The 22493-nt window shown below is 62.1% G+C and carries 21 protein-coding genes; 18 read left to right on the top strand and 3 right to left on the bottom strand.

What is annotated here, in order from left to right:
• The first annotated feature begins 23 nt into the window (after positions 1–23).
• The 9 genes from J2X35_RS16510 (at position 24) to J2X35_RS16550 (ending at position 9380) form a co-directional block, all read left to right on the top strand.
• Positions 24–2195 (top strand): xanthine dehydrogenase family protein molybdopterin-binding subunit, encoded by a 2172-nt coding sequence (locus tag J2X35_RS16510; RefSeq protein WP_310187448.1) that lies wholly within the window; start codon positions 24–26, stop codon positions 2193–2195.
• Positions 2192–2959 carry an FAD binding domain-containing protein gene (locus J2X35_RS16515; RefSeq protein ID WP_310187449.1) on the top strand — a complete coding sequence of 256 codons (768 nt, stop codon included), beginning with the start codon at positions 2192–2194 and terminating at the stop codon, positions 2957–2959. The genes J2X35_RS16510 and J2X35_RS16515 overlap by 4 nt, the downstream gene beginning before the upstream one ends.
• Positions 2952–3428, top strand: coding sequence for a 2Fe-2S iron-sulfur cluster-binding protein (locus tag J2X35_RS16520; protein ID WP_310187451.1), 477 nt, complete (start codon positions 2952–2954; stop codon positions 3426–3428). The genes J2X35_RS16515 and J2X35_RS16520 overlap by 8 nt, the downstream gene beginning before the upstream one ends.
• Positions 3359–5047: a bifunctional phosphoribosylaminoimidazolecarboxamide formyltransferase/IMP cyclohydrolase gene (purH, locus tag J2X35_RS16525; RefSeq protein WP_310187453.1), complete on the top strand. Its 1689-nt coding sequence runs from the start codon at positions 3359–3361 to the stop codon at positions 5045–5047. The genes J2X35_RS16520 and purH overlap by 70 nt, the downstream gene beginning before the upstream one ends.
• A 117-nt stretch (positions 5048–5164) precedes the next feature.
• Positions 5165–5548: a Rieske 2Fe-2S domain-containing protein gene (locus J2X35_RS16530; RefSeq protein ID WP_310187455.1), complete on the top strand. Its 384-nt coding sequence runs from the start codon at positions 5165–5167 to the stop codon at positions 5546–5548.
• Positions 5517–5876 carry a hypothetical protein gene (locus J2X35_RS16535; RefSeq protein WP_056111478.1) on the top strand — a complete coding sequence of 120 codons (360 nt, stop codon included), beginning with the start codon at positions 5517–5519 and terminating at the stop codon, positions 5874–5876. The genes J2X35_RS16530 and J2X35_RS16535 overlap by 32 nt, the downstream gene beginning before the upstream one ends.
• 51 nt (positions 5877–5927) lie before the next feature.
• A complete protein-coding gene (locus tag J2X35_RS16540; RefSeq protein ID WP_310187457.1) occupies positions 5928–7127 on the top strand; it encodes an amidohydrolase family protein in 1200 nt (399 codons plus the stop codon).
• A gap of 136 nt (positions 7128–7263) precedes the next feature.
• Complete coding sequence (locus J2X35_RS16545) at positions 7264–8361, top strand: beta-ribofuranosylaminobenzene 5'-phosphate synthase family protein (RefSeq protein WP_082542441.1); 1098 nt, start codon at positions 7264–7266, stop codon at positions 8359–8361.
• A gap of 50 nt (positions 8362–8411) precedes the next feature.
• Entirely contained in the window at positions 8412–9380 is a 969-nt protein-coding gene (locus J2X35_RS16550; RefSeq protein ID WP_310187458.1) for a phosphoribosylaminoimidazolesuccinocarboxamide synthase, read from the top strand.
• Between the two features lie 107 nt (positions 9381–9487).
• On the opposite strand, the gene J2X35_RS16555 is transcribed toward J2X35_RS16550, so the two are convergent.
• On the bottom strand, positions 9488–10150 hold the full coding sequence (locus tag J2X35_RS16555; protein WP_056111464.1) for a phosphoribosylanthranilate isomerase: 663 nt from the start codon (positions 10148–10150) through the stop codon (positions 9488–9490).
• Positions 10151–10433: 283 nt separating this feature from the next.
• Between J2X35_RS16555 and J2X35_RS16560 the strand changes: the two genes are divergently transcribed.
• From J2X35_RS16560 to J2X35_RS16580, 5 genes are all read left to right on the top strand, one after another.
• Positions 10434–11711 (top strand): hypothetical protein, encoded by a 1278-nt coding sequence (locus J2X35_RS16560; protein ID WP_056111461.1) that lies wholly within the window; start codon positions 10434–10436, stop codon positions 11709–11711.
• A 240-nt stretch (positions 11712–11951) separates the two neighbouring features.
• Entirely contained in the window at positions 11952–12941 is a 990-nt protein-coding gene (locus J2X35_RS16565; RefSeq protein ID WP_056111458.1) for an amidohydrolase family protein, read from the top strand.
• 50 nt (positions 12942–12991) lie between these two features.
• Complete coding sequence (locus J2X35_RS16570; protein ID WP_310187461.1) at positions 12992–14020, top strand: hypothetical protein; 1029 nt, start codon at positions 12992–12994, stop codon at positions 14018–14020.
• A 5-nt stretch (positions 14021–14025) separates the two neighbouring features.
• Complete coding sequence (locus J2X35_RS16575) at positions 14026–15237, top strand: MFS transporter (protein ID WP_310187462.1); 1212 nt, start codon at positions 14026–14028, stop codon at positions 15235–15237.
• Between the two features lie 109 nt (positions 15238–15346).
• The gene (locus J2X35_RS16580; protein WP_310187464.1) at positions 15347–17686 is read left to right on the top strand and encodes a xanthine dehydrogenase family protein molybdopterin-binding subunit; all 2340 of its coding nucleotides are present in this window, start codon (positions 15347–15349) and stop codon (positions 17684–17686) included.
• 22 nt (positions 17687–17708) lie between these two features.
• On the opposite strand, the gene J2X35_RS16585 is transcribed toward J2X35_RS16580, so the two are convergent.
• Both J2X35_RS16585 and J2X35_RS16590 read right to left on the bottom strand, forming a co-directional pair.
• Positions 17709–18032, bottom strand: a complete 324-nt coding sequence (locus J2X35_RS16585) for a hypothetical protein (protein WP_056111443.1) — start codon at positions 18030–18032, stop codon at positions 17709–17711.
• A 19-nt stretch (positions 18033–18051) separates the two neighbouring features.
• A complete protein-coding gene (locus tag J2X35_RS16590) occupies positions 18052–18747 on the bottom strand; it encodes an orotate phosphoribosyltransferase (protein ID WP_056111439.1) in 696 nt (231 codons plus the stop codon).
• A 336-nt stretch (positions 18748–19083) separates the two neighbouring features.
• On the opposite strand from J2X35_RS16590, the gene J2X35_RS16595 reads away from it, so the two are divergent.
• From J2X35_RS16595 to J2X35_RS16610, 4 genes are read left to right on the top strand one after another with little or no spacing between them, the layout of a single operon-like run.
• Complete coding sequence (locus J2X35_RS16595) at positions 19084–19827, top strand: ABC transporter ATP-binding protein (RefSeq protein ID WP_244478754.1); 744 nt, start codon at positions 19084–19086, stop codon at positions 19825–19827.
• Positions 19824–20576 (top strand): ABC transporter permease, encoded by a 753-nt coding sequence (locus tag J2X35_RS16600; RefSeq protein WP_310187468.1) that lies wholly within the window; start codon positions 19824–19826, stop codon positions 20574–20576. Before J2X35_RS16595 ends, J2X35_RS16600 begins: the two co-directional genes overlap by 4 nt.
• Entirely contained in the window at positions 20555–21340 is a 786-nt protein-coding gene (locus J2X35_RS16605) for a nucleoside phosphorylase (protein WP_200946413.1), read from the top strand. Before J2X35_RS16600 ends, J2X35_RS16605 begins: the two co-directional genes overlap by 22 nt.
• A 40-nt stretch (positions 21341–21380) precedes the next feature.
• The gene (locus tag J2X35_RS16610) at positions 21381–22382 is read left to right on the top strand and encodes an ABC transporter substrate-binding protein (protein WP_082542439.1); all 1002 of its coding nucleotides are present in this window, start codon (positions 21381–21383) and stop codon (positions 22380–22382) included.
• Positions 22383–22493: the final 111 nt, after the last annotated feature.

Raw genomic sequence — 22493 nt, forward strand, 5'->3', positions numbered from 1 at the left:
CGTTTTCGAAGCGGAGAGGCAGTTTGGCTTCAGCGGCGGCTTCCTATCTTGAACATGAGGTGCGCAAGGTCACCGGCCGCGCCGACTACGTGTCGGACCTTGTGCTGCCGGGCATGGCGCACGCCAAGCTGCTCCGCAGTCCTCTCGCCCATGCGCGCATCGTCAGGCTGAACAGCGATGCCGCGGAGGCTATGCCTGGCGTGATCGCGGTCGTCACGGCCCGCGACCTCGAAGGGCTTGATCCATATTACGGCATGTTCGTGCGCGACCAGCCGCTGATTGCCATCGACAGGGTCCGGCACATCGGCGACCCGGTGGCGGCGGTGATCGCCGTGGACGAAGCGACCGCCTATGCCGCGCTGGCAAACATCGAGGTGGAGTACGAGGCGTTGAAGCCGGTGCCTACCGTCGAGGATGCGATGGCGGCGGATGCGCCACTGTTGTTTCCACAGCGTTCGGGGACGCAGACCTACAATCCGGGCGTCGGCGGCTTCATGGAGCCGGAGGGCAACGTCCTCTACCGCTTCGAACACAGCTTCGGCGATCTGGAGGCGGCGTTTGCCGCGTGCGACCACGTCTATGAAGACGCGTTCGAATTCTCCCGCATGGCGCATTATCATCTTGAGCCGCTGGTTGCGATTGCGCGGGCTGATGCCGCGAGCGTCGAGCTGTGGAGCAACACGCAGGAGCCGTTCGAGATCAAGCGCGAGATCGCCCGAGTCTTCGGCATGGCCGAAGAGGCGATCCGGGTTTATTCCGGACTGATCGGCGGCGGCTTCGGCGCCAAGAGCCATTGCAAGATCGAGCCTCTCGCCGTGCTTCTGGCGCGCAAGGCGGGATGCCCGGTCCGGCTTGCGCCCGGCATGGACGAGGCGATGCTCAGCCTCAGCCAGCATCCGGCGACCATGCGGCTTCGAACCGGCGTCTCGGCCGACGGCCGGCTGATCGCGCGTGATTGCAAGGCCTGGTTGAACGGCGGCGCCTATGCCGACGCCAGCGTGCTTGTCGCCTCGCAGCTCGGCTATTGCTTTCCCGGTCCCTACAAATGGGAGGCCGCGCGCATCGAGGTTTCGGTGCTGCGCACGACCACCATCCCATCCGGCTCGTTCCGCGGCTATGGCAGGCCGCAGGCGACATGGGCTTCCGAGTCACAGGTCGACATGATCGCGCGGCGGCTGGCGCTCGATCCGCTGGCTATACGCCGCAGGAACCTGGTGGCCCGCAGCAAGGACTACCTGCCGGAGGACACGCCCATCGATTGCGATTTCATCGGCGGGCTGGAAAGCGTCGCCGAGGCGATCGCTTTCAAAGCGCCACGTCCGGCCAACAGGGGCGTCGGGCTGGCGGTCGGGTTCAAGAGCGCCGGCGCGCACGGACGGCGTTCCGAGGCGCGCATCAGCCACGATCCGCATGGCGAGACGGTCGTCGAATTCGGCACCGCCGAAATGGGGCAGGGCGCGCGCGCCGTTGCCGCAAGGGTGGTCGGCGAGGTGCTGGGCATCGCGCCGGAACAGGTGCGGATCACCGGCACCGATACCGACGTGACGCCCTATGACGACGGCACCAATGCCTGCACCGGCGTCGTGCTCGGCGCCGGTGCGGTCGAGCGGGCGGCGCGACACGTGCTGGAGCAACTCAAGGCCGGCAGTAACGCGCCGATCGTGGTCGGCAGCGGCGAACAGGCGCATGCCCGCAAGGCGGGCATCAAATTCGGGTCGAACCCGCTCTACTGGCAGCCGGCCTGGGCGGCGGCGGAAGTGGAGATCGACGAGATCACCGCCGCGATCAAGGTTTGCAAGCTGGTCGTGGCGGCCGATGCGGGCCGGGCTATCGATCTGGCGAAGTGCAAGGGGCAGATCATCGGCGCGGCGATCCAGGGCTACGGACAGGCGCTGTTCGAATGTCTGCGCTTCGAGGGCGCGGATGCCGTCAACGCCACCGGCCAGCGCTATCGGGTGCCGCGAACCGTCGATCTGCCGGACGAGGTGCAGGCCATCGTGCTGGAGACCGGCGGCGGGCCGGGGCCGTTCGGCGCCAAGGGCATCGGCGAGGCCGGCATCCTGCCGATCGCGGCGGCAATCGCCAACGCTATCGACGATGCGGTCGGCGCGCGGCTGACGGCGTTGCCGATGACGGCGGCGGATCTGTTCAAGGCGCTGCAGGGTTCCCGGTCGGCGAATGGGGTTCAGAAGTGACCACAGCAGGGCCATCATCGCCTGCGGAGCTGGTCGGCAGCCATTCCGGCTTCCGCATCGCGCACTTCGAACTGGCGCGGCCTTCCACGGTGGACGAGACGCTGGCGCTGATGCGCGAAGGCGCAACCGTGATGGGCGGCGGCCTCGATCTGGTCGACCGCATGAAGGCCGGACTTTCGCCTCGCTGCATTGCGAGCCTGTCGCGGGTCGAGGCGCTGAAGGCTGTGTCTTTCGACGGACAGACACTCAGGATCGGCGCTGGCGCCACGCATCGCTGCGTATCCTCGGATACGCAGGTGAACGCGGTCTTCCCCGACCTGGCGCGGATATGGAGCGGGATCGGCAATGTGCGGATCAGGGCGCGCGGCACGGTGGGCGGCAATCTGATGGCGGCCATGCCAGCCTATGAGGCGGCGACCATTCTGGCGGCCTGTGGGGCTGAGGCCGTGTTTGGCGATGTCGATGGCGGCGCGCGCCCGGTGCCCGCAGGGAAGGCGGTCGATACCAGCGGTCTCCTGCTGCATGTGGCCATAGCGGAGCCCGGAAAAATCCGGCTCAGCATCTACCGGTCGTTGCGGGATTATGCACTGGTCGTGCGCGGCGACTTCGCCGACGGGCGCGTCATCGTCGCGCTCGGCGGTCTCGGCCGCAATCCGCTGGTCGCGGTCGGCGACAAGGCCGAAATTCCTGCCCTTTCGGGCTCCCACGCCGACTATCTGTCAGCCGTGCTGCCGCGGTTGCTGGAAAGGATGCGCCGTGGTTGAGATCAGCTGCACGATCAATGGCGAGGCCTGGAGCGGCGAGGTCGAGGAAAGCCGCGTGCTTGTCGATTTCCTGCGCCGTGAGCATCAGCTGACAGGCACGCGCGTCGCCTGCGACCATGCCGCGTGCGGAGCGTGCACGGTGCTGCTGGACGGCCTGCCGGTGGCGGCCTGCGCGACGCTTGCCTTCGAGGCCGATGGCGGCGCGATTTCGACCATCGAAGGGCTGGCGGATGCCGATGGCCGGCTGCATCCGCTGCAGCAGGCGTTCCTGGACGAGTCGGTTTTCCAGTGCGGGTTCTGCTCCAGCGGCATGATTATGCTGGCGACAGCGCTTCTTGACGCGAAGCCCGACCCGAGCCGGCAGGACATCATCGAGTGGATGGGCGCCAATGTGTGCCGATGCACCGGATACACCCAGATCATCGACGCAATCGCGCACTGCGCCGGGAAACAAAAGAGGTTGCCTTGACTTTATCGCATCGAAAATCATCCGTCGCGGCGTCGCACAAGCGCGTGGTTGGCCGTGCCCTGCTTTCGGTCTCGGACAAGACCGGCATCGTCGAGTTCGCCCGCGCGTTGTCGGGCAGGGGCATTCAGCTGGTGTCCACCGGCGGCACGCGCAAGGCTTTGACGAATGCCGGCCTGACCGTACTGGACATCGCCGAATTGACCGGCTTCCCCGAGATCATGGACGGGCGCGTCAAGGCGCTGCATCCCAAGGTGCATGGCGGCCTGCTGGCCAAGCGGGACGATCACCAGCATCAGGCAGCGATGCGCCAGCACGGGATTCCGCAGATCGACCTTCTGGTCTCCAATTTCTATCCGTTCGAGGAGACGGCGCGGTCCGGCGCCTCCTTCGAGGATTGCGTCGAAAATGTCGACATAGGCGGCGTTGCCATGGTCCGGGCGGCTGCCAAGAACCATGCCGATGTCGTTGTCGTCGTCGACCCGGCTGATTATGCCGCCGTGCTCGACGATCTCAGCGACAATGATGGCGATACAACGCTAAAGCTTCGCCGCCGCCTGGCGGCCAAGGCGTTTGCGCGGACCGCCGCCTACGATGCGGCGATTGCCGGCTGGTTCGCCGATCAGGTCGATGAAAAAACGCAGGACTGGTTGACCGTCGGCGGCACGCTGGCCGAGACCTTGCGCTACGGCGAGAACCCGCATCAGAGCGCCGCCTTCTATCACACCGCCGAAAAGCGCCCCGGCGTCGCCACGGCGCGGCAGGTGCAGGGCAAGCAGCTTTCCTACAACAACATCGTCGATGCCGACGCCGCCTATCAATGCGCGGCGGAGTTCGATCCGGCGCGCACAGCTGCCTGCGTCATCGTCAAACATGCCAATCCCTGTGGCGTGGCGGAGGACGAAAGCTTGCTCGGCGCATACCGGAAGGCGCTGGCGACCGATCCGACCTCAGCCTTCGGCGGCGTGGTGGCGATGAACCGGGCGATCGACGCGGAGACGGCGCGCGCGATCACCGAGATATTCACCGAAGTCATCATCGCGCCCGACGCCAGCAAGGAAGCGATCGCCATCATCGGCGCCAAGAAGAACCTGCGGCTGCTGCTGGCTGGCGATCTTCCCGATCCGCGCGGCGCCGGCATCACGTTCAAGTCGGTAGCGGGCGGCATGCTCGTCCAATCCCGCGACAATGCGGTGGTGGAAGACATGGACTTCAAGGTGGTGACGAAACGCCAGCCGACCGAAAAGGAACTCGACGACCTGCGCTTTGCCTTTCGGGTGGTCAAGCACGTCAAGTCGAACGCCGTTCTCTATGCACGCGATGGCGCGACGGTGGGGATAGGCGCCGGCCAGACCAGCCGCGTCGATTCTGCCCGCATAGGCGTGCTCAAAGCCGAGGACGCGGCGAAGACCGCGCAAGCGTCCGGTTCGCTGGTCAAGGGATCGGTGATGGCTTCCGATGCTTTTCTTCCCTTTGCGGACAGCCTGCTTGTCGCTGTGGAAGCCGGCGCTACGGCGATCATCCAGCAGGGCAGCTCGGTTCGCGACGAGGAGGTGATCAAGGCCGCCGACGAGCATGGCATCGCCATGGTGTTCACCGGCATGAGGCTGTTTCGCCATTGAACGGAAGCCTGGGCCGATTTTGCCGGCACGGCAGTTTGTGATGCATCAGCACCTTGCCCCCGCGCGCCAAGGTGTCCATTATGAGATTAGAAATTCGTATCTATTCTGAGACAAAGAATGACTGAATATCACGTTGGCAATATCGATGATATCGAAGAGGGCGGACGCAAGCTGATCCAGTGCGGCGAGGACGAAATCGGCATCTTCAAGCTCGATGGCGAACTCTACGCCTGGCACAATGAATGCGCCCATCGGGGCGGACCCGTATGCCAGGGCGTGATCATGAAGCGGGTGCTTGAGCCGTTTGGAACGGACGGCAAGGTGCGCACGTTGCAATATCATGAGCATGATACCCACGTTGTCTGTCCGTGGCATGGATATGAATACGATATCAGGACCGGCGCGCATCCCGGACATTCGGGGATCAAGCTGCGCAAGGCCGACCTGGTAGTCCGCAATGGAGAAGTTTATGTTGAACCCGAACGATCCGCGGCGGAATGACGAATACGCCTGGGTCGACGAAGCAGCGGCAAAACTGCTTGCTTCAAGTCGGGATCTGGTCGGAAAGGGCGAGGCTTCCCGCATTTCCGACGAGGCAGTCGCGCAGTTGATGACGGCCGCGGTGCGGCTCTACTACGCCAAGTCCGACGGCGAGGAGAGAACGTTCAAGCCGGTTGCAGGGCGCGGCGACGAGGAACTGACCGCGACCGAAGTGCTGACGGCTGTGGCCGAACTTTTGCGGGCCCTGAAACTGGGACCCATGGAACTCGCGCTCTGGTATCGCAGGCGTCCGGACGAGGACACCTATCGCGACGATGAGCAAGGCTGAAGGTAGAAGACGATGAACGATGCGACCCCGCTTTCCCGCCCTGGGGAACCCATGCCGGTTCAAACCATCGGCATCCACACCGATACGCGCGACATCCTCGACCATGCCCGCAAGGACGCCAAGAAGCGCGGCTTCGAGGATTGGCTGATCTGCGACATCGACGCCCACCATATCGAGTCAATATCCTGGCACGAGATCATCCAGTACATTGAAGATCCGGTCGTGAAGGACAACGCCATCCGCTACTACAAGCAGCGCATGGGTGCGCCGCCCTATGGGCTGAACGGCGATTTCGGCCTTCGCTACCAGTCTGTCGGCGGCCGCATACCGATGAGCGACGACCGGCGCGAGACCGTCAGCGAGACGGATGTGCATCGCGACGTCGTGCTGACGCAAAGGGCGATGAATTCGCTCGGCATCGACTATATGGTCGTGTTCCCGACGCCGATGTTGTTCCTTGGCATGCATCCGCAGCCCGAGATGGAGGTGTGGCTGGGCCGCGCCTACAACCGCTTCATGATCGAGCGCATCCTGGCGGCGGACGACCGCATCAAGACGCTGGCCTATATCCCGTTCAACACACCGGAAGAGGCGGTGCGAACGGTCAGGGAGGTTGGCCACCACGACAGCGTCATCGGCTTCTGCGTCACCAGCACGCGGTACAAGCCGGTGCATCACAACGACTATATGGAACTCTATTCGGTGATGCAGGAATTCGACAAACCGATCGCGTTCCACTCCGGCTACCACTGGCAGGACCCGTCGCTGATGACCGTCAACCGGTTCCTCGGCATGCACGCGCTGGGCTTCGTCTGGTGCAATATGGTCCACATGACGAACTGGATCCTGAACGGCATTCCGGAGCGCTTCCCCAGGCTGAAGTCCATATGGGTGGAGAGCGGTCTGGCCTGGGTTCCCTTCCTGATGCAGCGACTGGACGATCAGTACCTGATGCGCCAGTCCGAAGCGCCCCAGCTCAAGAAGTTGCCGAGCGAATATATGCGGCAGAACTGCTGGTATACGACGCAGCCGATGGAGACGACGCATCCTGATGCGCTGAAGGTGACGCTCGACATGATCAATGCCGAGACGCAGCTGCTGTTCGCTTCGGACTGGCCGCATTTCGACTTCGACCTGCCCTCGACCATCTACGACCTGCCGTTCCTGTCCGAGCAGGCCAAGCGCAACATCCTTGGGTTGAACGCGGCGCGGATCTTCAATCTCGACCCCACGCCACGCAAAAAACTCTGACCGGCGGGCGGCGCCTGCTGCCGCCCGACAAATCCCGCCGCGTCCCGGTTTGGTCGTTGACAGTGATTAGCCGTGTTCCTAATCTGCGAAAAATCGCAATAATGCGACAGGCTCAGAAACGGGTGTGGATATCGTAATGCGGGCAGGACCAGACGCTTCGACGCTTTCAGCCGGACCAGCACCCAGTTTTTCTGAATTGCGGTCGGGCGATGAGGGATGGTCGGTTCGTGTCACGTCTGCAGCACGCCTCAGCTTCACGCTGATCGATCTGAATGGTGAAATGGGCCGCAAGAACGGCATGGCTTCGCTGGCCGTCGCCGCGCCGAGTTTCCGCGTTCTGGCCACGCCTTCCAAGAAGATGAGTGTGGTCACTGACGACAACGCGTCGGACTACAAGGAAATCTTCGAGGATTACCTGCAGCGTCTGCGCCGGGGCATCAAGGGCGATCCGGCCAAGATCGTCGTCGAGGCCGGCTTGCCCCGCCACAGCGGCTTCGGTTCCAAGACCACGGCGCTGCTCAGCATCGGCAAGGCCTACGCCGCGCTCAACGAGCGCAACATGACGACCGAGGAGATCGCCATCTATGCCGGCCGCGCCGGCACCTCCGGCGGCAGCGTCAACCTGACGGACCGCGGCGGCTTCATCTGCGACGGCGGCCACCGGGTGACCAACGATTTTTCCGACGATCCGAAGAAGTATCTGGTCCCCAGCCGCTTCGCGCGCGCCGGCCGCAAGCCGCCTGTTCTGGTTTCCACGGCGTTTCCGAACTGGCCGATCCTGATGATCATGCCGGCCGGCGAGCATATCCATGGCCAGCCGGAAGCCGACTTCTTCCGCAAGGAACTGCCGATCCCGCTGGTGGAGGCGCGCAAGACCGCGCATGCCGTGTTCATGGGGTTGGCGCCCGCCGTGGTGGAAGGCGACTACGAGGCGTTCTGCATCGCCTTCAACCGCATCACCTTCGACACCTACTTCAAGCAGAAGCAGATCGGAATCCAGAACCCGAAGGTCCACAAGGTTCTCAACGAGTCGCGCAAGAACGGCATCGACGCGATCGGCATGAGCAGCATGGGTCCGGGCTGCTTCAGCTTCACGCGCAACCCATCGAAGGCGGTGGGATGGCTGAAGGAAATGAAGCAGGAAGGCACCGTCAGCGACTACTGGTTCACGCGCGCCACCAATACGGCGGCGTCTGTGGAGCGTGTTCCAGACTGGGCTTTTGCGTCCAAGTAACAGTCAATCGCGCCATATTCCGGCGCCAGTAACGAGTTGCATATCCGGCCATGCCAAAAAAGTGGTCCACCAAGAATTTAACCGTCGTGCAGGCGCCGACCGATAATGCCGAGGGTATCGGCATTTTCGATTTCACCGACGATTATTCGATTTTTCATTACGGCAAGATGCCGGACAAGATTCCCGGCAAGGGCGAAGCGCTTTGCCGCATGGCGGTCGCCAATTTCGCTCTTCTGAAAGAGCATGGCATCCGGACGCATTTCCTGCGGTTCCTGCCGCCGAACCGTATAGAGTTCCAACTGCTGCGGGTGCTCGATCCGGCCGATGGCGCACTCTACCGCAACGCCCGCAACTGCCTGATCCCGTTGCAGGTGATCTTCCGCAATTCGCTGCCGCCCGGATCGTCGGCTTTCCGCCGCCTCGACAGCGGAGAAATCTCGCTGGAGTCGCTCGGCCTGACCAAGATGCCGAAGCCGGCCGACCGGTTGCCGCGCCCGGTGATCGAGTTCACCACCAAGCTGGAAGAGATCGACCGGTTCATCACCGAGGACGAGGCGAAGGATGTCGCGCTTCTTTCGGACGCGCAGATGGATCGGGTCAAGCAGCTGACCATCCAGATCGACGATGTGCTGACAAAGCACGCGTCCAAAGTCGGCCTCGACCACAGCGACGGGAAATTCGAGTTCGGCATCGCCGCCGACGGGGAGATCATTCTTGTCGATACGGCGGGCACCGCCGACGAGAACCGCTTCCTGCTCGGCGATTTCCACGTCGGCAAGCAAATCCTGCGCGACTATTACGCCCGTATCGATCTCGGCGGCCAGGTGCGCCATTGGGCGGCGACGAAGGTGCCGCGCGACAGCTGGCCGAAGATGGAAAAGGCGCCGCCGCAGCTGATCCCGCCGATGACCGCGATGTACCGGGCGCTGACCGAGCGCTGGACCGGCGATCCGATCTGGAAGGAAGCCAGTCTCGAGGACACGATCACTTCGGTGAAGCGGGTCCAGGAAAGCATTTAAAAGAAACCCGGCCGCTGCGATAAAGCGCATGGCCGGGTGTTTGAACTAAACCGATTAATAACAGCCAGCGGCAGAAATGCGGCCTGCCGCGGCTGGTGTGACGGGAATTATCCCAACGCCGCCCGGGCTTCTTCATGGAAGCGTCGAACCAGGTCAAAATCCTTGCGGAACGAACCGTCATTGCGGTTCGTCTTGGAGAAGGAGTCGACGCCGAAAGGCCTGACCTTGCGTATGGCCTCGGCAACGTTGCCGGGGTGCAGGCCGCCGGCCAGGATTACAGGGGTCTTCACCTGTTCGACGATCTTGCGGCTGACATTCCAGTCGTGGGTGACGCCGAGGGCGCCGAACTGGCCGTTGGCGGCGATGCTGTCGAGAAGCAGGAAGTCGGCGATGTTTTCATAGCTCCTGGCGATTTCGATGCTTTCCTCGCCGGTCATGGGAATGCTGCGCATCAGCTTGGTGTTGGGCAACTGGCGCTTGAGCGAGGCGACATCGGCCGGCGTGATCTTGTCGGCATGCGCGCCCAGGTGAAGGACAGGCGCCTTCAGACGAGCAACCCAGTCGGCGATGAAATCGACATTGCTGCTCATGAAAAGAGCCAGGAATTTCGAAGGCCCCTTGATTTCCGCCGCAATTTCCCTGGCCTGATCGAACGGAAGTTCGCGCGGATACTCGCCGGATCCGATGATCAGTCCGACGTGATCGAGGCCGATCTCGCACATGCGGCGGGCGTCATCGGGCGTGGCTGCTTCGTAAACCTGCGTCAACATGAAAGGGGTGCCTCATAGCGGTTGGATGACGTCATGCGAAAATTTGCATGACGCGGTTATGGGGTAAGGCGGCCGAAGCCGCGCGCGGACCAATGTGTCTGAGTTTCAATGTTAAAAAAAGTATCGGAACGCTTCAACTCGGTCAATCTAGCGGATCAAAAAAGAGAGATTGGGGTCCAGCGGATCAAAAAAAGGAGCCGAGATCAAAAAAGAGCTTGCTTATCAAGGAAGAAAGTTCTCAAATTTGACAGAGGCATGACATCTTTATGAAGAGGGTTGCTTAATGAACGACAAAATGGCGGAAGTTAGTAAGGCGCCAAGCGCCGATAGGTTGTCGAACACATGGCTCGAGAGCCATAATCTTAAGACCGTGGCCGACACTGTCGGCACGCCGGCTTTCGTCTACAGCGAAGCCCATCTGATCAAGAATGTCAGGCGCATCAAGCACGCCGCCCTCGCGGCCGGAATCGACAAAAGGGTGGAGCTTTTCGTTCCGTTCTTCCCGAATTCCAACCCGCATGTCATCAAGCCGTTCCAGCAGCTCAATGTCGGCGTCCTGCTTCAGCTTCCGGCAGAATACAAGCTGCTCAAGAAGCAGCATGGCTTCGACAAATTCATCATCTCGCCCGGCCACGTCTCCAATGCCGACATCGACTTCTGGGCGCCGACCGGCGACCCGATGTTCCTGTCGAGCCTCGACGAGATTTCCTACCTGATCAAGAACCATCCGAAGGCCTCGATCAACGTTCGCCTGGACAGCCTTGGTTCCGGCAAGCCCGGCATCAAGTACAGCCAGCTCAGCGAACTGCGTGCGCTGCTCGACAAGAGCAACCGCAAGCTCGACTGCTTCGAACTCTATTGCGGCAGCGGCAATTCGCTTGGCGGCATGGTCGGCATCCTCGAGCAGGTCTTCATGATCCACAAGACCTACTTCCCGGAGGCCTCGGCGATCAACTTCGCTGGCGGCTATGCCTTCAGCTACGAAGAGCTCGAAGAGGAAAAGAAGCACTTCGAGTGGGACGAATATTTCGTTCGCCTGCGCGAAATCGCCAAGAATTACGGCGTTGGCGAGCACGTGAAGTTCTGGTTCGAGCCGGCCCGCGACCTTCTCGGCGATTGCGCCGCGCTGTTGCTGAGCATCAAGCGTGAGCCGATCAAGAACCCGGGCAACTACCAGGTCCTGACCAACGGTTCGCGTGTGCTCATTCCTTCGGCTCAGTACAAGGAACGTCACCACAATGTGAAGTTCCTCGACAAGAACATGAAGGAAATTCCCGCCGACAAGGATGCGATCGATGTCGCCATCCGTGGGCGCGGCATCCTGCGCCACGACTACGTTCTGCCGGGCGAATATACCGCGCCGAGCACCGTCGGTCCGGAGGATTTTGTGCTTGTCATGGACGTGGGGTGTTACTGCGCCACCCAGCACATGGAATTCCTGAACATTCCGCCTGCCGCCGAGGTCATCATCGACACGGCAGGTGAAGCGAACCTTATCACTTCACCTGGTGGTGAAATGGACAAGTGGCGCCACGTGCTGCCGGAGAAGAAGCCTCTCTGAGGCTTCCGATCCCAACCGGTTCTCTTTTCTGGGATGCTTCCGCCGATTTTCGGTGGGAGCATCCCAGATGGCTGACCGGATATCGCGGCTTGCTTGCGGCAGATTTGGTGAATTCTTGAACCTTGCCGTTGTCCTTAAGTTGGCCGGCAAGGGTTTTCATTTTCGGGATCGGCTGTTTTCGCCGGCCTTCGTGGCGGGTAAGGCTGTAGCCTGGACCGTGACGAATCCCAGGAAGCATCCATGCGCATAGTCTCTCTCGAAGAACACGTTCGCTTTTCGTCCTTTACCGACCGGATCGATCCGGCTGCGAAGGAAAAAAGAGGGTATTCCAAGCAGGCGCGCCAGCCCGGCATAGAAAACTGGGTTCGCCAGCTCAACGACATGGACGACGAGCGCATCAGGCTGATGGACGAGAGCGGCATCACCGTGCAGGTGCTTTCCGTTCTGGGTCCCGCGGCCGACCTGGTCGAGGGCGAGGCGGGCATTGCGATGGCCCGCGAATACAACGACACCGTCGCCGAGAAAATGAAGGCCCATCCGGGCCGTTTCGCGGCGTTCGCGCATCTGCCGATGACGAGCCCGCAGGCGTCGGCCGACGAACTGGCGCGCACCGTCAACGAGTTCGGCTTCGTCGGCGCCCTGATAAGCGGCCTGACCGACGATCTGTTCCTGGATCACGAGTCCTTCGAGCCCATCCTCGCGCGCGCCGAACAGCTCAAGGTGCCGCTTTACATCCATCCCGGCATTCCGCCCAAGGCAGTGCGCGACGCCTATTTCAGCGGTTTGAAGCCGCCGGTGAACATGCTGCTGGCGATGGCCGGTTTCGGCTGGCACGCCGAGACTGCGATCCACGTCTTGCGGCTGATCGCTGCCGGCTGCCTGGATCGTCACCCCTCGCTGCAGCTCATCATCGGTCATATGGGTGAAATGCTGCCGATGATGCTCGATCGCTGCGACGAACTCTTCGTGCCGGATTTCGTCGGCATCGAGCGGCCGCTCCGGCAGACGATGCTCGAACAGGTCCATCTGACGACCAGCGGGGTTTTCAGCCAGCCGGCCCTCAAGGTCGCCATCGATACGTTCGGCATCGACCGGGTGATGTTTTCCATAGATTACCCCTTCAGCAGCAACGAAGAAGGCCGGCATTTTCTGGACAAGATCGCGCTGGCGCCTGCCGACGTCGCCAAAATCGCACATGGCAATGCGGACCGGCTGCTGGGACTGACCTGAGAGACGCATGGCGGAAACGACGCCATGCGCAGTATTGGAGGACCTGAAAGATGAGCGAGGCCGCGAAAGCAAAGCTCGATTCGACAGGTGGCCGGATATACGAGTTTCTTGGCGGCCAGCTCGTGGTGTCGGAGCAGGAGATATTCGAGCGGGCCTGCGCGCTGCCGGGTGACATGGTTGTGCTTTCCGGCACTCTGGTCGAGGGGATCGGCAACAAGCACTCGGACATCGATCTTTACGTCATCGGCGATGAGCTTCCCGATGCGCAGCGTGTGGGGCCGCGGTCTTATATCGCTCATGACGGCGGCAGGGTCCGCGCCTATTACGACTATCTTTCCGCGGGAGGTTTCGGTTTCGACGTCGAGTACCTGACGCGCGCGGAAGTGGAAGGCTGGAAGGACGAGGTTCTTTCGCTCTATGAGCGTGCCCGGGCCAGCACCAAGATCCTGCGCCAACATCTTTCGGACGGAGTGGGCGATGGCCTGCACAAGCTCAGGGTCGGGCGCTGCGTCCAGAACGCCGACGAATATGCCGCGTTCTTCGATGAGGACTTCTGGAACAAGCTTGCTTTTATCTTCTACAGCAACAGGAAGGGCGGCTATCCCGAGTTCAAGGACATCATGGGCGCGTGGGGATCGGGCGACTACGACACCAGCCTCCACATCATGCGCGAGACGATGCGGTTCGAGCTGGCGGCCCTGTGTCATCTGCACGGCATGACCAACGGTCGCACGAAATGGCTTTTCCAGAATTACAAGCGCCTGCCGGAGCGCTTCCAGGGGCTTGTGAGAGAGGTGATGACCTGGCTGAATTCGGAGCGGCTTACCGACGAGGCGAAGCGCGATTCCATCCTGGCCGGCTGCGATATCATCGACCGCATCTACCGCGCCGACGCGATCATGCTTCGGGAAAGGGCGCCGCTTAGCTACACGCCCGAGGAAGCCCTGAGAATGATCGAGGAGGAGTATGCCCGCGAGGTGGTGCACGATCGCCAGACCATTGCCGAGTACGAACACCGCCGCCGTGTGTTTACGACAGCCGTGCCGGACATCCGCTCGCTGTTCCTGGCAAGCGCCTGACCGCGATGCGACCTAACCAACTCGGTTTCTACTATGCGGCCCTTGCCCTCACCAATGTAACGCGCGGCGCCTGCATCGTCGCCCAGGCGTGGTCGGCAGCCATGACCGGGGCCGGACTTGCCGCGGTCGGACAGATTTTTGTCGTCAGCCACGCCGTCATCATCCTGTGCGGTCCGTTCGTCGGCGTGATGATCGACCGCTACAGCCGGCGGCACCTGGCGATCATCGGTCAGCTGTTGATCGGCTGTGCGACGCTTATCCCGTGGTTGTGGGTTTCGGCCGGCTGGCCTTTGAGCCTGTGGGCGCTGATGTTCGTCGCCGCCGGCGCGTCATTGGGCTATGTGGTGATGTCCGGCGCGCTGGATGCGATCCAGCAGGCGGTGGGCGAACGCAAGGACCAGCCGCGCATCAGCGCCATGGCCGGCAGCATCCGCCAGGGCTTCATGATCGCGGGTTCGGGCATTGCCGGACTGGGCATCCACTATTTCTCGCCGGCCGCGGCCTATCTGTTCTGCTCGCTTTTTTGCGTCATCGCCGCCGGGCTGATCTATTTCCTGCCCGATGCGCGGGTGAATGCGGCGCGCAGGGGCACTGTCTTCACCGAAGTTATCATCGGCCTGCGCGAGCTCAACGCCATGCCGGCGGTGCTGCGCATCGGCCTTCTGACCGCGATCGGCTTTTCGGTCGGCCAGCTTTCCAACGTGCTTTTGCCGAACTTCGTCAAGGACGAGCTTGGCGGCGACAGCCGCCTGTTCGGTATCGTCGATGCCTTGTGGTCCGTCGGCGGCGTGCTTTCGCCGCTGCTGCTTGCGCGCTTCATCGGCCTGCACAGGCTGTCGAACGTGGAATACTGGTCGGCGATCCTGCTCGGGCTGGTGACGGCGCTCGTCTGGTCGGTGGAGCGGCCGGCATCCCTGATGATCGCCTATTTCTTCCTCGGCTGCCTGTTCTCGATCACCAAGGTCGTCTGCGACGGGCGAGTCCTGGAGATTTGCGCCGGGGAGGTGGTGGGCCGGGTGCGCACGCACATCCAGTCGCTTATCAGCGTCGTCGGTCTCTTCATCTATCTGTCACCGTCGATCCTGCCGATCAGGACGGCGTCGGCGTCCTATCTCCTGTGGGGCAGCCTGGTGGCGCTGTGCGCCATCGCCCTGTTCTGGACCGATACCAAGGCGCGGGCGCGAGAAGGCGGTCTTCAGTCGGAGCGGACGGGGTGAAAGCGGGCAGCGCCCGGACGCGGGTATTTTGGCTGCCCGGACCATGTCAGGTCGCTTTTCAATGGCACGGTTTCGTGCTCGATATGTCTTTGTGCAACGGGATTTCATCATGAACCTTGACGCTAGCAAATTTGGCATCGGCCAGCCGGTTCAACGCGTTGAAGACCCCCGGTTCATGACCGGACGCGGCAAATATGTCGCCGACATCACACTCGGGCGGCAAGCCTATGCGGCCTTCGTCTATTCGCCGCACGCCCATGCCGACATCAAGTCGGTCGACGTGTCCGCGGCTCGCGATCTGCCTGGCGTGATCGACGTGCTGACCGGAGCCGACTGGCAGGCCGACGGGCTGGGCGCCATCGAACCGGAAACCATGCCGGAAGATATGGGCGGGCCGAAAGGGTACCGCACGAGGCGGTGGCCGCTCGCCTTCGACCGCGTCCGCTATGTCGGCGAAAGGGTGGCGGTGGTCATCGCCACCACTGAAGCCGTCGCAAGGGACGCGGCGGAACTGATCGAGGTGAATTACGATATCCTGCCGGCGGTCATCAGCGCCGCCGACGCGGTGAAGGCCGATGCGCCCCAGCTCTACGAGGGCGCGCCCGGCAACACGTCCTTCAGGCTGATGATGGGCAATAGCGGGGAGATCGAGAAGGCGTTCGCCGCGGCGCATCACATCACAAGGCTGGAACTCTTCAACAACCGCGTCAACGCGTTTGCCATGGAGCCGCGGGGTTGCATCGGCGATTATGACGAGGGCAACGGCCGCTATACGCTCTACACCAGCACCCAGAACGTGCACGGCCTGCGGCAGACGCTGAGCATGCGCATCCTGCGGGTGCCGCAGGGCAAGATCCGCGTCGTGGCGCGCGATGTCGGCGGCGGCTTCGGCATGAAGACGCAGGTCTATCCCGAAGACGCGGCGGTCGTTTGGGCCGCACGCAAGCTCGGCCGCCCGGTGAAATGGGTGGCGACGCGATCAGAAGCGCTGATGGGCGACAATCACGGCCGCGACCAGACGGTCACCGCCGAGCTGGCGCTGGCGGCGGATGGCAAGTTCCTGGGGCTGCGCTGGTCGGCGCTGAACAATGTCGGCGCCTATATCGAAGGCGCCGGGGTGGTGCCGCTGATCATGGCGCTGAAACTCGGCCAGACCGTCTACGACATTCCCGCCGTGTCGGTCTCGACATCCGCCGTCTTCACCAACACGGCGCCGACCGTTCCCTACCGGGGGGCGGGCCGTCCGGAAGCCGTCTATACGATCGAGCGGATCGTCGAGCAGGCAGCGCGCGAGATGGGTATGGACCCGGTCGAGTTGCGCGCCAAAAACCTCATCACCAAGTCGGCGATGCCTTATTCCAGCAAGACGGGCTGGACCTATGACAGCGGCGATTTCATCACCGCGCTGGAAAAGTGCCAGAAGAATGCAGACTGGGATGGCTACGAGGCCCGACGCGCCAAATCACAGGGGGTGGGCAAGCTGCGCGGCCGGGGCCTGACCTACTACATCGACAATACCGGCATGTTCAACGACCGCATGGAGATCAAGTTCGATCCCAGCGGGACGCTGTCGGTGGTTTCCGGCCTCGTCTCGCACGGACAGGGGCATGAGACCGCGTTTGCGCAGATGGTTTCGGAATGGCTCAACGTGCCGCTCGAAAGCGTGCGCCTGGTGCAGGCCGATACGGACGAAGTGCTCGTCGGCCGCGGCACTTACGGCTCCCGCAGCATGATCGTCGGCGGCAGCGCGCTGAAGGTGGCGGCGGAAGACGTCATCGAGCGTGGCAAGAAGTTCGTCGCCCATTTCATGGAAGCGAGCGCGGGCGATATCGTCTTCGAGGAAGGCCAGTTCAGTGTCGCCGGCACCGACAAGACGATGTCCATCGTTCAGGTGGCGCAGAGATCGTACATGCCCTTTGGCCTGCCGAACGAACTGGGCGTCGGCCTGCACGGCTCGGGAACCTTCTCGGCGGATGTTCCAAGCTTCCCCAATGGCTGTCATATCTGCGAAGTCGAGATCGATCCCGAAACCGGCGTCGTTGCGCTCGACCGCTATACGGTTGTCGACGATATCGGCTTCATCATCAATCCGCTCACCTCGGCGGGGCAGATTCATGGCGGCATCGTGCAGGGCGTGGGCCAGGCATTGATGGAGGACATCGTCTATGACGAGTCCGGCCAGTTCGTCACCGGGTCGCTCATGGACTATGCGGTGCCGCGCGCCGATATCATGCCGGATATCGGCGTCGATTTCAGCCTTGTGCCAAGCTCGACCAATCTGCTCGGCGTCAAGGGCGTCGGGGAGGGCGGCACTGTCGCCGCCACACCGACAGTCATCAACGCCGTTCTCGACGCCTTGGCCCCCGTTGGGGTCACCGACATTGCCATGCCGGCGACCCCGCTGAGAGTGTGGGAAGCCATTCAGGCAGCCGGGCCGCGGACTGCCTGAATGCGGAACAACGCCGAAGTCGTCAGGCCTTCGGCGTTGCCGCCAGGCGTGCTGCCACGGTATTCAGGGCGGCGATCCGTTGTTCGGCGGAGCCGGTGGCGTACGCGTCCCCAAGCAGCGTGATCAAGGAACCGATCTGATCGAATTCCTCGCCGGCTTTTTCGACGGTCAGCGGCTGGTCGTCATAAGCATCGACGAACCGTTGCGCGGCGATCGCGATCAGCAGGAATGCTGCTGCCTTGTCGGGATGGGCAACAGTGTTGTTTCGCGCCGTGCGTGCGCATGCATCGTAGGCGCGCACACCGCGGCCTTGCTCGTCCAGGTTCTTGAGAAGTGTGTCAAACATCGTTCCTGTCCTTTCCACTTCAGCTGGGCAAGCTGGAAACGCCGCCATGGTTGGCCGACCATTTCACGGGTTCGTTTAGAAATGACTCCACTTCAACGAGGATCTCCGGGGAAAAGCGGTTCTGTTCCTTGCAGACCTTAAGGATATCCCTCCACGTTGCCAGATAGTGCAGCCTCATCCCGGCGGCTTCAAGCTTGGCCGGCGTGTCAGGAAAGATGCCGTAGTAGAAAACAGCGAAGGTGTCGGTGACGCGCGCGCCTGTCTTGGCGACGGCCTCGGCGAACTTGATCTTGCTGCCGCCGTCCGTCGTCAGATCCTCGACGAGCAGAACGCGGGCGCCTTCGGCGAGCGTTCCCTCGATCTGTGCGTCGCGGCCGAAGCCCTTCGGTTTCTTGCGGACATACTGCATGGGCAGGCCCATGCGGTCGGCAAGCCAGGCAGCGAACGGGATGCCCGCGGTCTCGCCGCCCGCGACGGCGTCAAACTGCTCGAAGCCGACATTGCGGAAGATGATGGAGGCAGCGAAGTCCATCATCGCGGACCGGATGCGGGGATAGGAAATGAGCTTGCGGCAGTCGATGTAGACCGGGCTCGTTAGCCCCGACGTGAATGTGTAAGGCTGATCGGCGCGAAAATGGACCGCGTTGATCTCGAGCAGCATTTTGGCCACGGTTTCGGAGATCACCGCGCGCTCGGGAAAGGTGTTGGTGAACATGGGGTCCCCCTGATTGTTGACGGAGGCTCCTCGCTATCAACTTTGACGCCGCGTAGCCAGCCTTTAACCGCAATTTTCGGTGGATCGGTTTCCCGGGCCTGAAACTGCCGACAGCACCGCCGTTTCAGGTCCGGCAAAACACAATTTCCAAGCCTCAAGTAGCGAAAAATGCTACTCTCCTGTTGGGAAAACCGATTGTTCATATGCTGGGTGATGGACAATCAGTTTGTGTTTGACTTAAACGATTATACCTGCGAATTTTTCGCATTAATTAGACGAGAATGGGGATTTGTCGAAAAATTGGAACACGTATCGGTAACACCTCAAAGGACCGCTTTGGTCAAAGCCAACGGGGTCACCAAGATTTTCCGCTCGCGCAATGGCGAGACGGTTGAAGCCCTTACCCCGACGACAATCGATATTGCAGAAGGTGAATTTTTGAGCCTCATCGGCCCCTCGGGCTGTGGCAAGTCAACTTTCCTTCGTATTCTCGCAGGTCTGGAAACGCCGACCGCGGGCAGTCTCGAATGGCGCGACGGGGCGCCGTCCAGCGGCTCCGATATCGGCTTCGTGTTCCAGGAGCCGGTGCTGTTGCCATGGCTCACCATCCTCGACAATGTGCGCTTTCCGCTCGACGTCCTCGGTGTCGGTAAGCAGGAAAGCACGGAACGGTCGAAGGCCATGCTGTCGCTTGTCGGCCTGGCGGATTTCAACAAGGCGCTGCCGAAGGAATTGTCCGGTGGCATGCGCCAGCGCGCCGCGATCGCGCGTGCCCTGGTCTACAAGCCGCGCATCGTGCTGATGGATGAGCCGTTCGGCGCGCTCGACCTTCTGACGCGCGACCGGCTGAACGACGAATTGCTCGGCATCCATGCCGAAACCGGATCGACGATCGTGTTCGTCACCCACTCCATTGAGGAAGCCGCCTATCTGTCGGACCGCGTCGCCGTCATGTCGGCGAGGCCGGGCCGTATCCGCACCGTTCACGAACTGGGCTTGAACCGCAAGCGTTCGGAAGCGCTCAAGGACGATCCGGAATTCCACCGCTGGCTTGCCACGCTCAGGAAAGAACTGAAATGAGCGAGCAGCAGCTTCGAGTCGTTTTCGGGCTTGCCACGCCGCTGGTCCTTCTGGGTGCGTGGTGGGGCTATGTGGTAGCCTTCAAGGTTCCCCCGTTCGTCCTGCCGCCGCCCGATGCGGTGCTTGCCGAAGTCGTCAGGCTTTTCGTCGACGGGACCATATGGCCGCATCTGGGGCATACGGTCGGCGTCATCGTCGCCGGGCTTCTGATCGGCTCGGTCACCGGCTTCCTGCTGGGTGTTCTGCTCGGCAAGTCGCCGCGCGTGGAGCGCGCCATCGGTCCCTATCTCTTCTTCTTCCAGACGGCGCCGAAAATCGCGCTGGCGCCGCTGTTCATCCTCTGGTTCGGTCTCGGCCTGACCTCCAAGATCGTGCTGACCGTCTCGCTGGTGTTCTTTCCGGTCATGGTCGGCACGGTGATCGGCCTGCGTTCTGTGCCGGCCAATCTTCATTCGCTTTGCGCGATCCTGAAGCTTGGCGGGACGAGCAAGCTGGTGCGGGTGGAACTGCCCTCGGCGGTGCCGGAAATCTTCGCCGGCCTGAAGGTCGCCGCCGTGCAGGCGACGATCGGCGCAATCCTGGCGGAGTGGCTTTCGGGCGGCACCGGTCTCGGATACCTGATGGTGTTTGCCGGAACGACCTACAAGACGCCGCTGCTGTTCGCGATGGTGCTCATCACCTCGCTGCTCGGCATTTTCATCTATCAATCGCTGGCGACCACTGAAAGATGGCTGCTGTCATGGCGGTGATCGAACGCAGCGCGATTTGGCCATGGCGCGGCAACATTCCGCCGCATGTGCCGTTGCCGGACGTCGTGCCGAAGGCTTTTCTGTTGCCGGGAGATCCGGCGCGGGTCGATTTTGCCGCCGCTGTGCTCGACGATTTCCGCATCGTCGGCCAGAACCGTGAATTCCGTATGGGATATGGACAGTATGGCGACAAGTTGATCGGCGTCTGTTCGACAGGCATAGGCGGGGCTTCGACCGAAATCGCCATGGTCGAGCTTGCCGCTCTCGGCGTCGAGGTCGCCATTCGCACGGGTGGCTGCGGTGCGTTGGCCGAGGATTTGAACCTGGGCGATTTCCTGGTGATCGACGAAGCCATTCCCAACAGCGGTGCGGCGAAATTCTATACCGGTCCGGCCGAGCGGGCGTGCGCCGACAAGGGCGTCGTGGCGGCGCTCGAGGCGGCGCGACTGGCGCGGCAACTGCCGGGCCGTGTCGGCAAGTGCATCACGGCAGACGGCTATTATCGGGCACAGGGCAGGCCATCCAGCCCGGGCGGTTCCGGTGAGCCGACGCTCCTCGACCGGTTCGCGGCACGCGGCGCGGACACCGTCGAGATGGAAGCGGAAGTCATCCTGGCGGTCGGCCGTGCGCTGGGCGTGCGGGCGGGCGCGGTGCTGGCCGTGCATGCCCACCGTCGAAGCGACGGCTGGCTGGAGGATTACGAAACAACGCAACGCGACGTGCTGCGCATCGGTGCCGAAGCCGCAGCCGCCGCTTGCTCATGAATTGCGGCAACAATACCAACCAGAAACCAGGAGTAGCAAAATGAGAATAATGAGGGGAATAACCAGCGCGGTGAAAGCGCTGGCGCTCGTAGCCATCATGGCAGTGGCGGCAACCGCTGCCCGCGCTGAAAAAGTGACGATCCAGATCGACGGGGCGGCGGTCCCTTATTACCTGCCGCTCTTCGTCGCCGACAAATACGGATACTTCAAGGAGCAGGGGCTTGAGGTTGAATTCCTCTACGCCAATGCGTCCGACATTCTGAACAACATTGCCGCCGGCAACGTGCAGTTCGGCTTCCCGAACGGCGATTCCGTCATCTCGGCGCGCGCCAATGGCCTGCCTGTCAAGGTCGTCCACTCGACCTACCAGCGCGGCATCGGCGCCACCCTGTTCAAGAACTCCAGCGGCATCAAGACACCTGCCGATCTCGTCGGCAAGAAGGTCGCCGTCACCAGCTACGGCAGCCCGAACTACATCCAGCTGCAGGTCATGATGAGCCAGATCGGCAAGAAGATCGAGGACATCAACGTCCAGATCGTCGGCACCGGCGCCATCATCGACGCCCTGAAGTCGGACCAGGTTGACGCGGTCACCTTCTCGGCCCTGCGTTACTACGCGCTCAAGAACGACGGCGTCGATGTCGGCATGATCGCTTCGGACGATTTCATGCCGAGCCACGGCAACGTGCTGGTGACTTCCGATGCCTATCTGGCTTCGAACAAGGCCCAGGTGAAAGGCTTCATCACCGCGCTCGACAAGGCGCTGAAGCACATCATCGACGGCGATCCGGCGAAGGAAGTGGCGATGGTCATCAAGGACTACACGCCGACATTTGCCGGCCAGGAGAAGCTGGTCACCGAGATCATCAAAGAGGTCTTCATCAAGACTCTCTGGCAGAGCCCGGACACTGAAAAGAACGGCTTCGGCTACGGCAACCTCGCTGACTGGCAGAAGAACATCGACATCGCCGTACAGTACAAGGTCATTCCGACGACCTTCGATGCCAAGGATATGGTCGTCGAAAAGCCGGCCGATCTCTAGTGCAGGTCGCCCGGAAGTGCGCAGCGCTTTTGGGAAAACGACATGCATAAAACAACGACTAAAGTGCGTCGTCTGAACCCATTTGACGCGACGTGCTTTAGTCTCAACTGA

Origin of the sequence: Mesorhizobium sp. BE184, assembly GCF_031457045.1 — a bacterium.
In the GTDB taxonomy this organism is placed as follows: Bacteria; Pseudomonadota; Alphaproteobacteria; order Rhizobiales; family Rhizobiaceae; genus Mesorhizobium.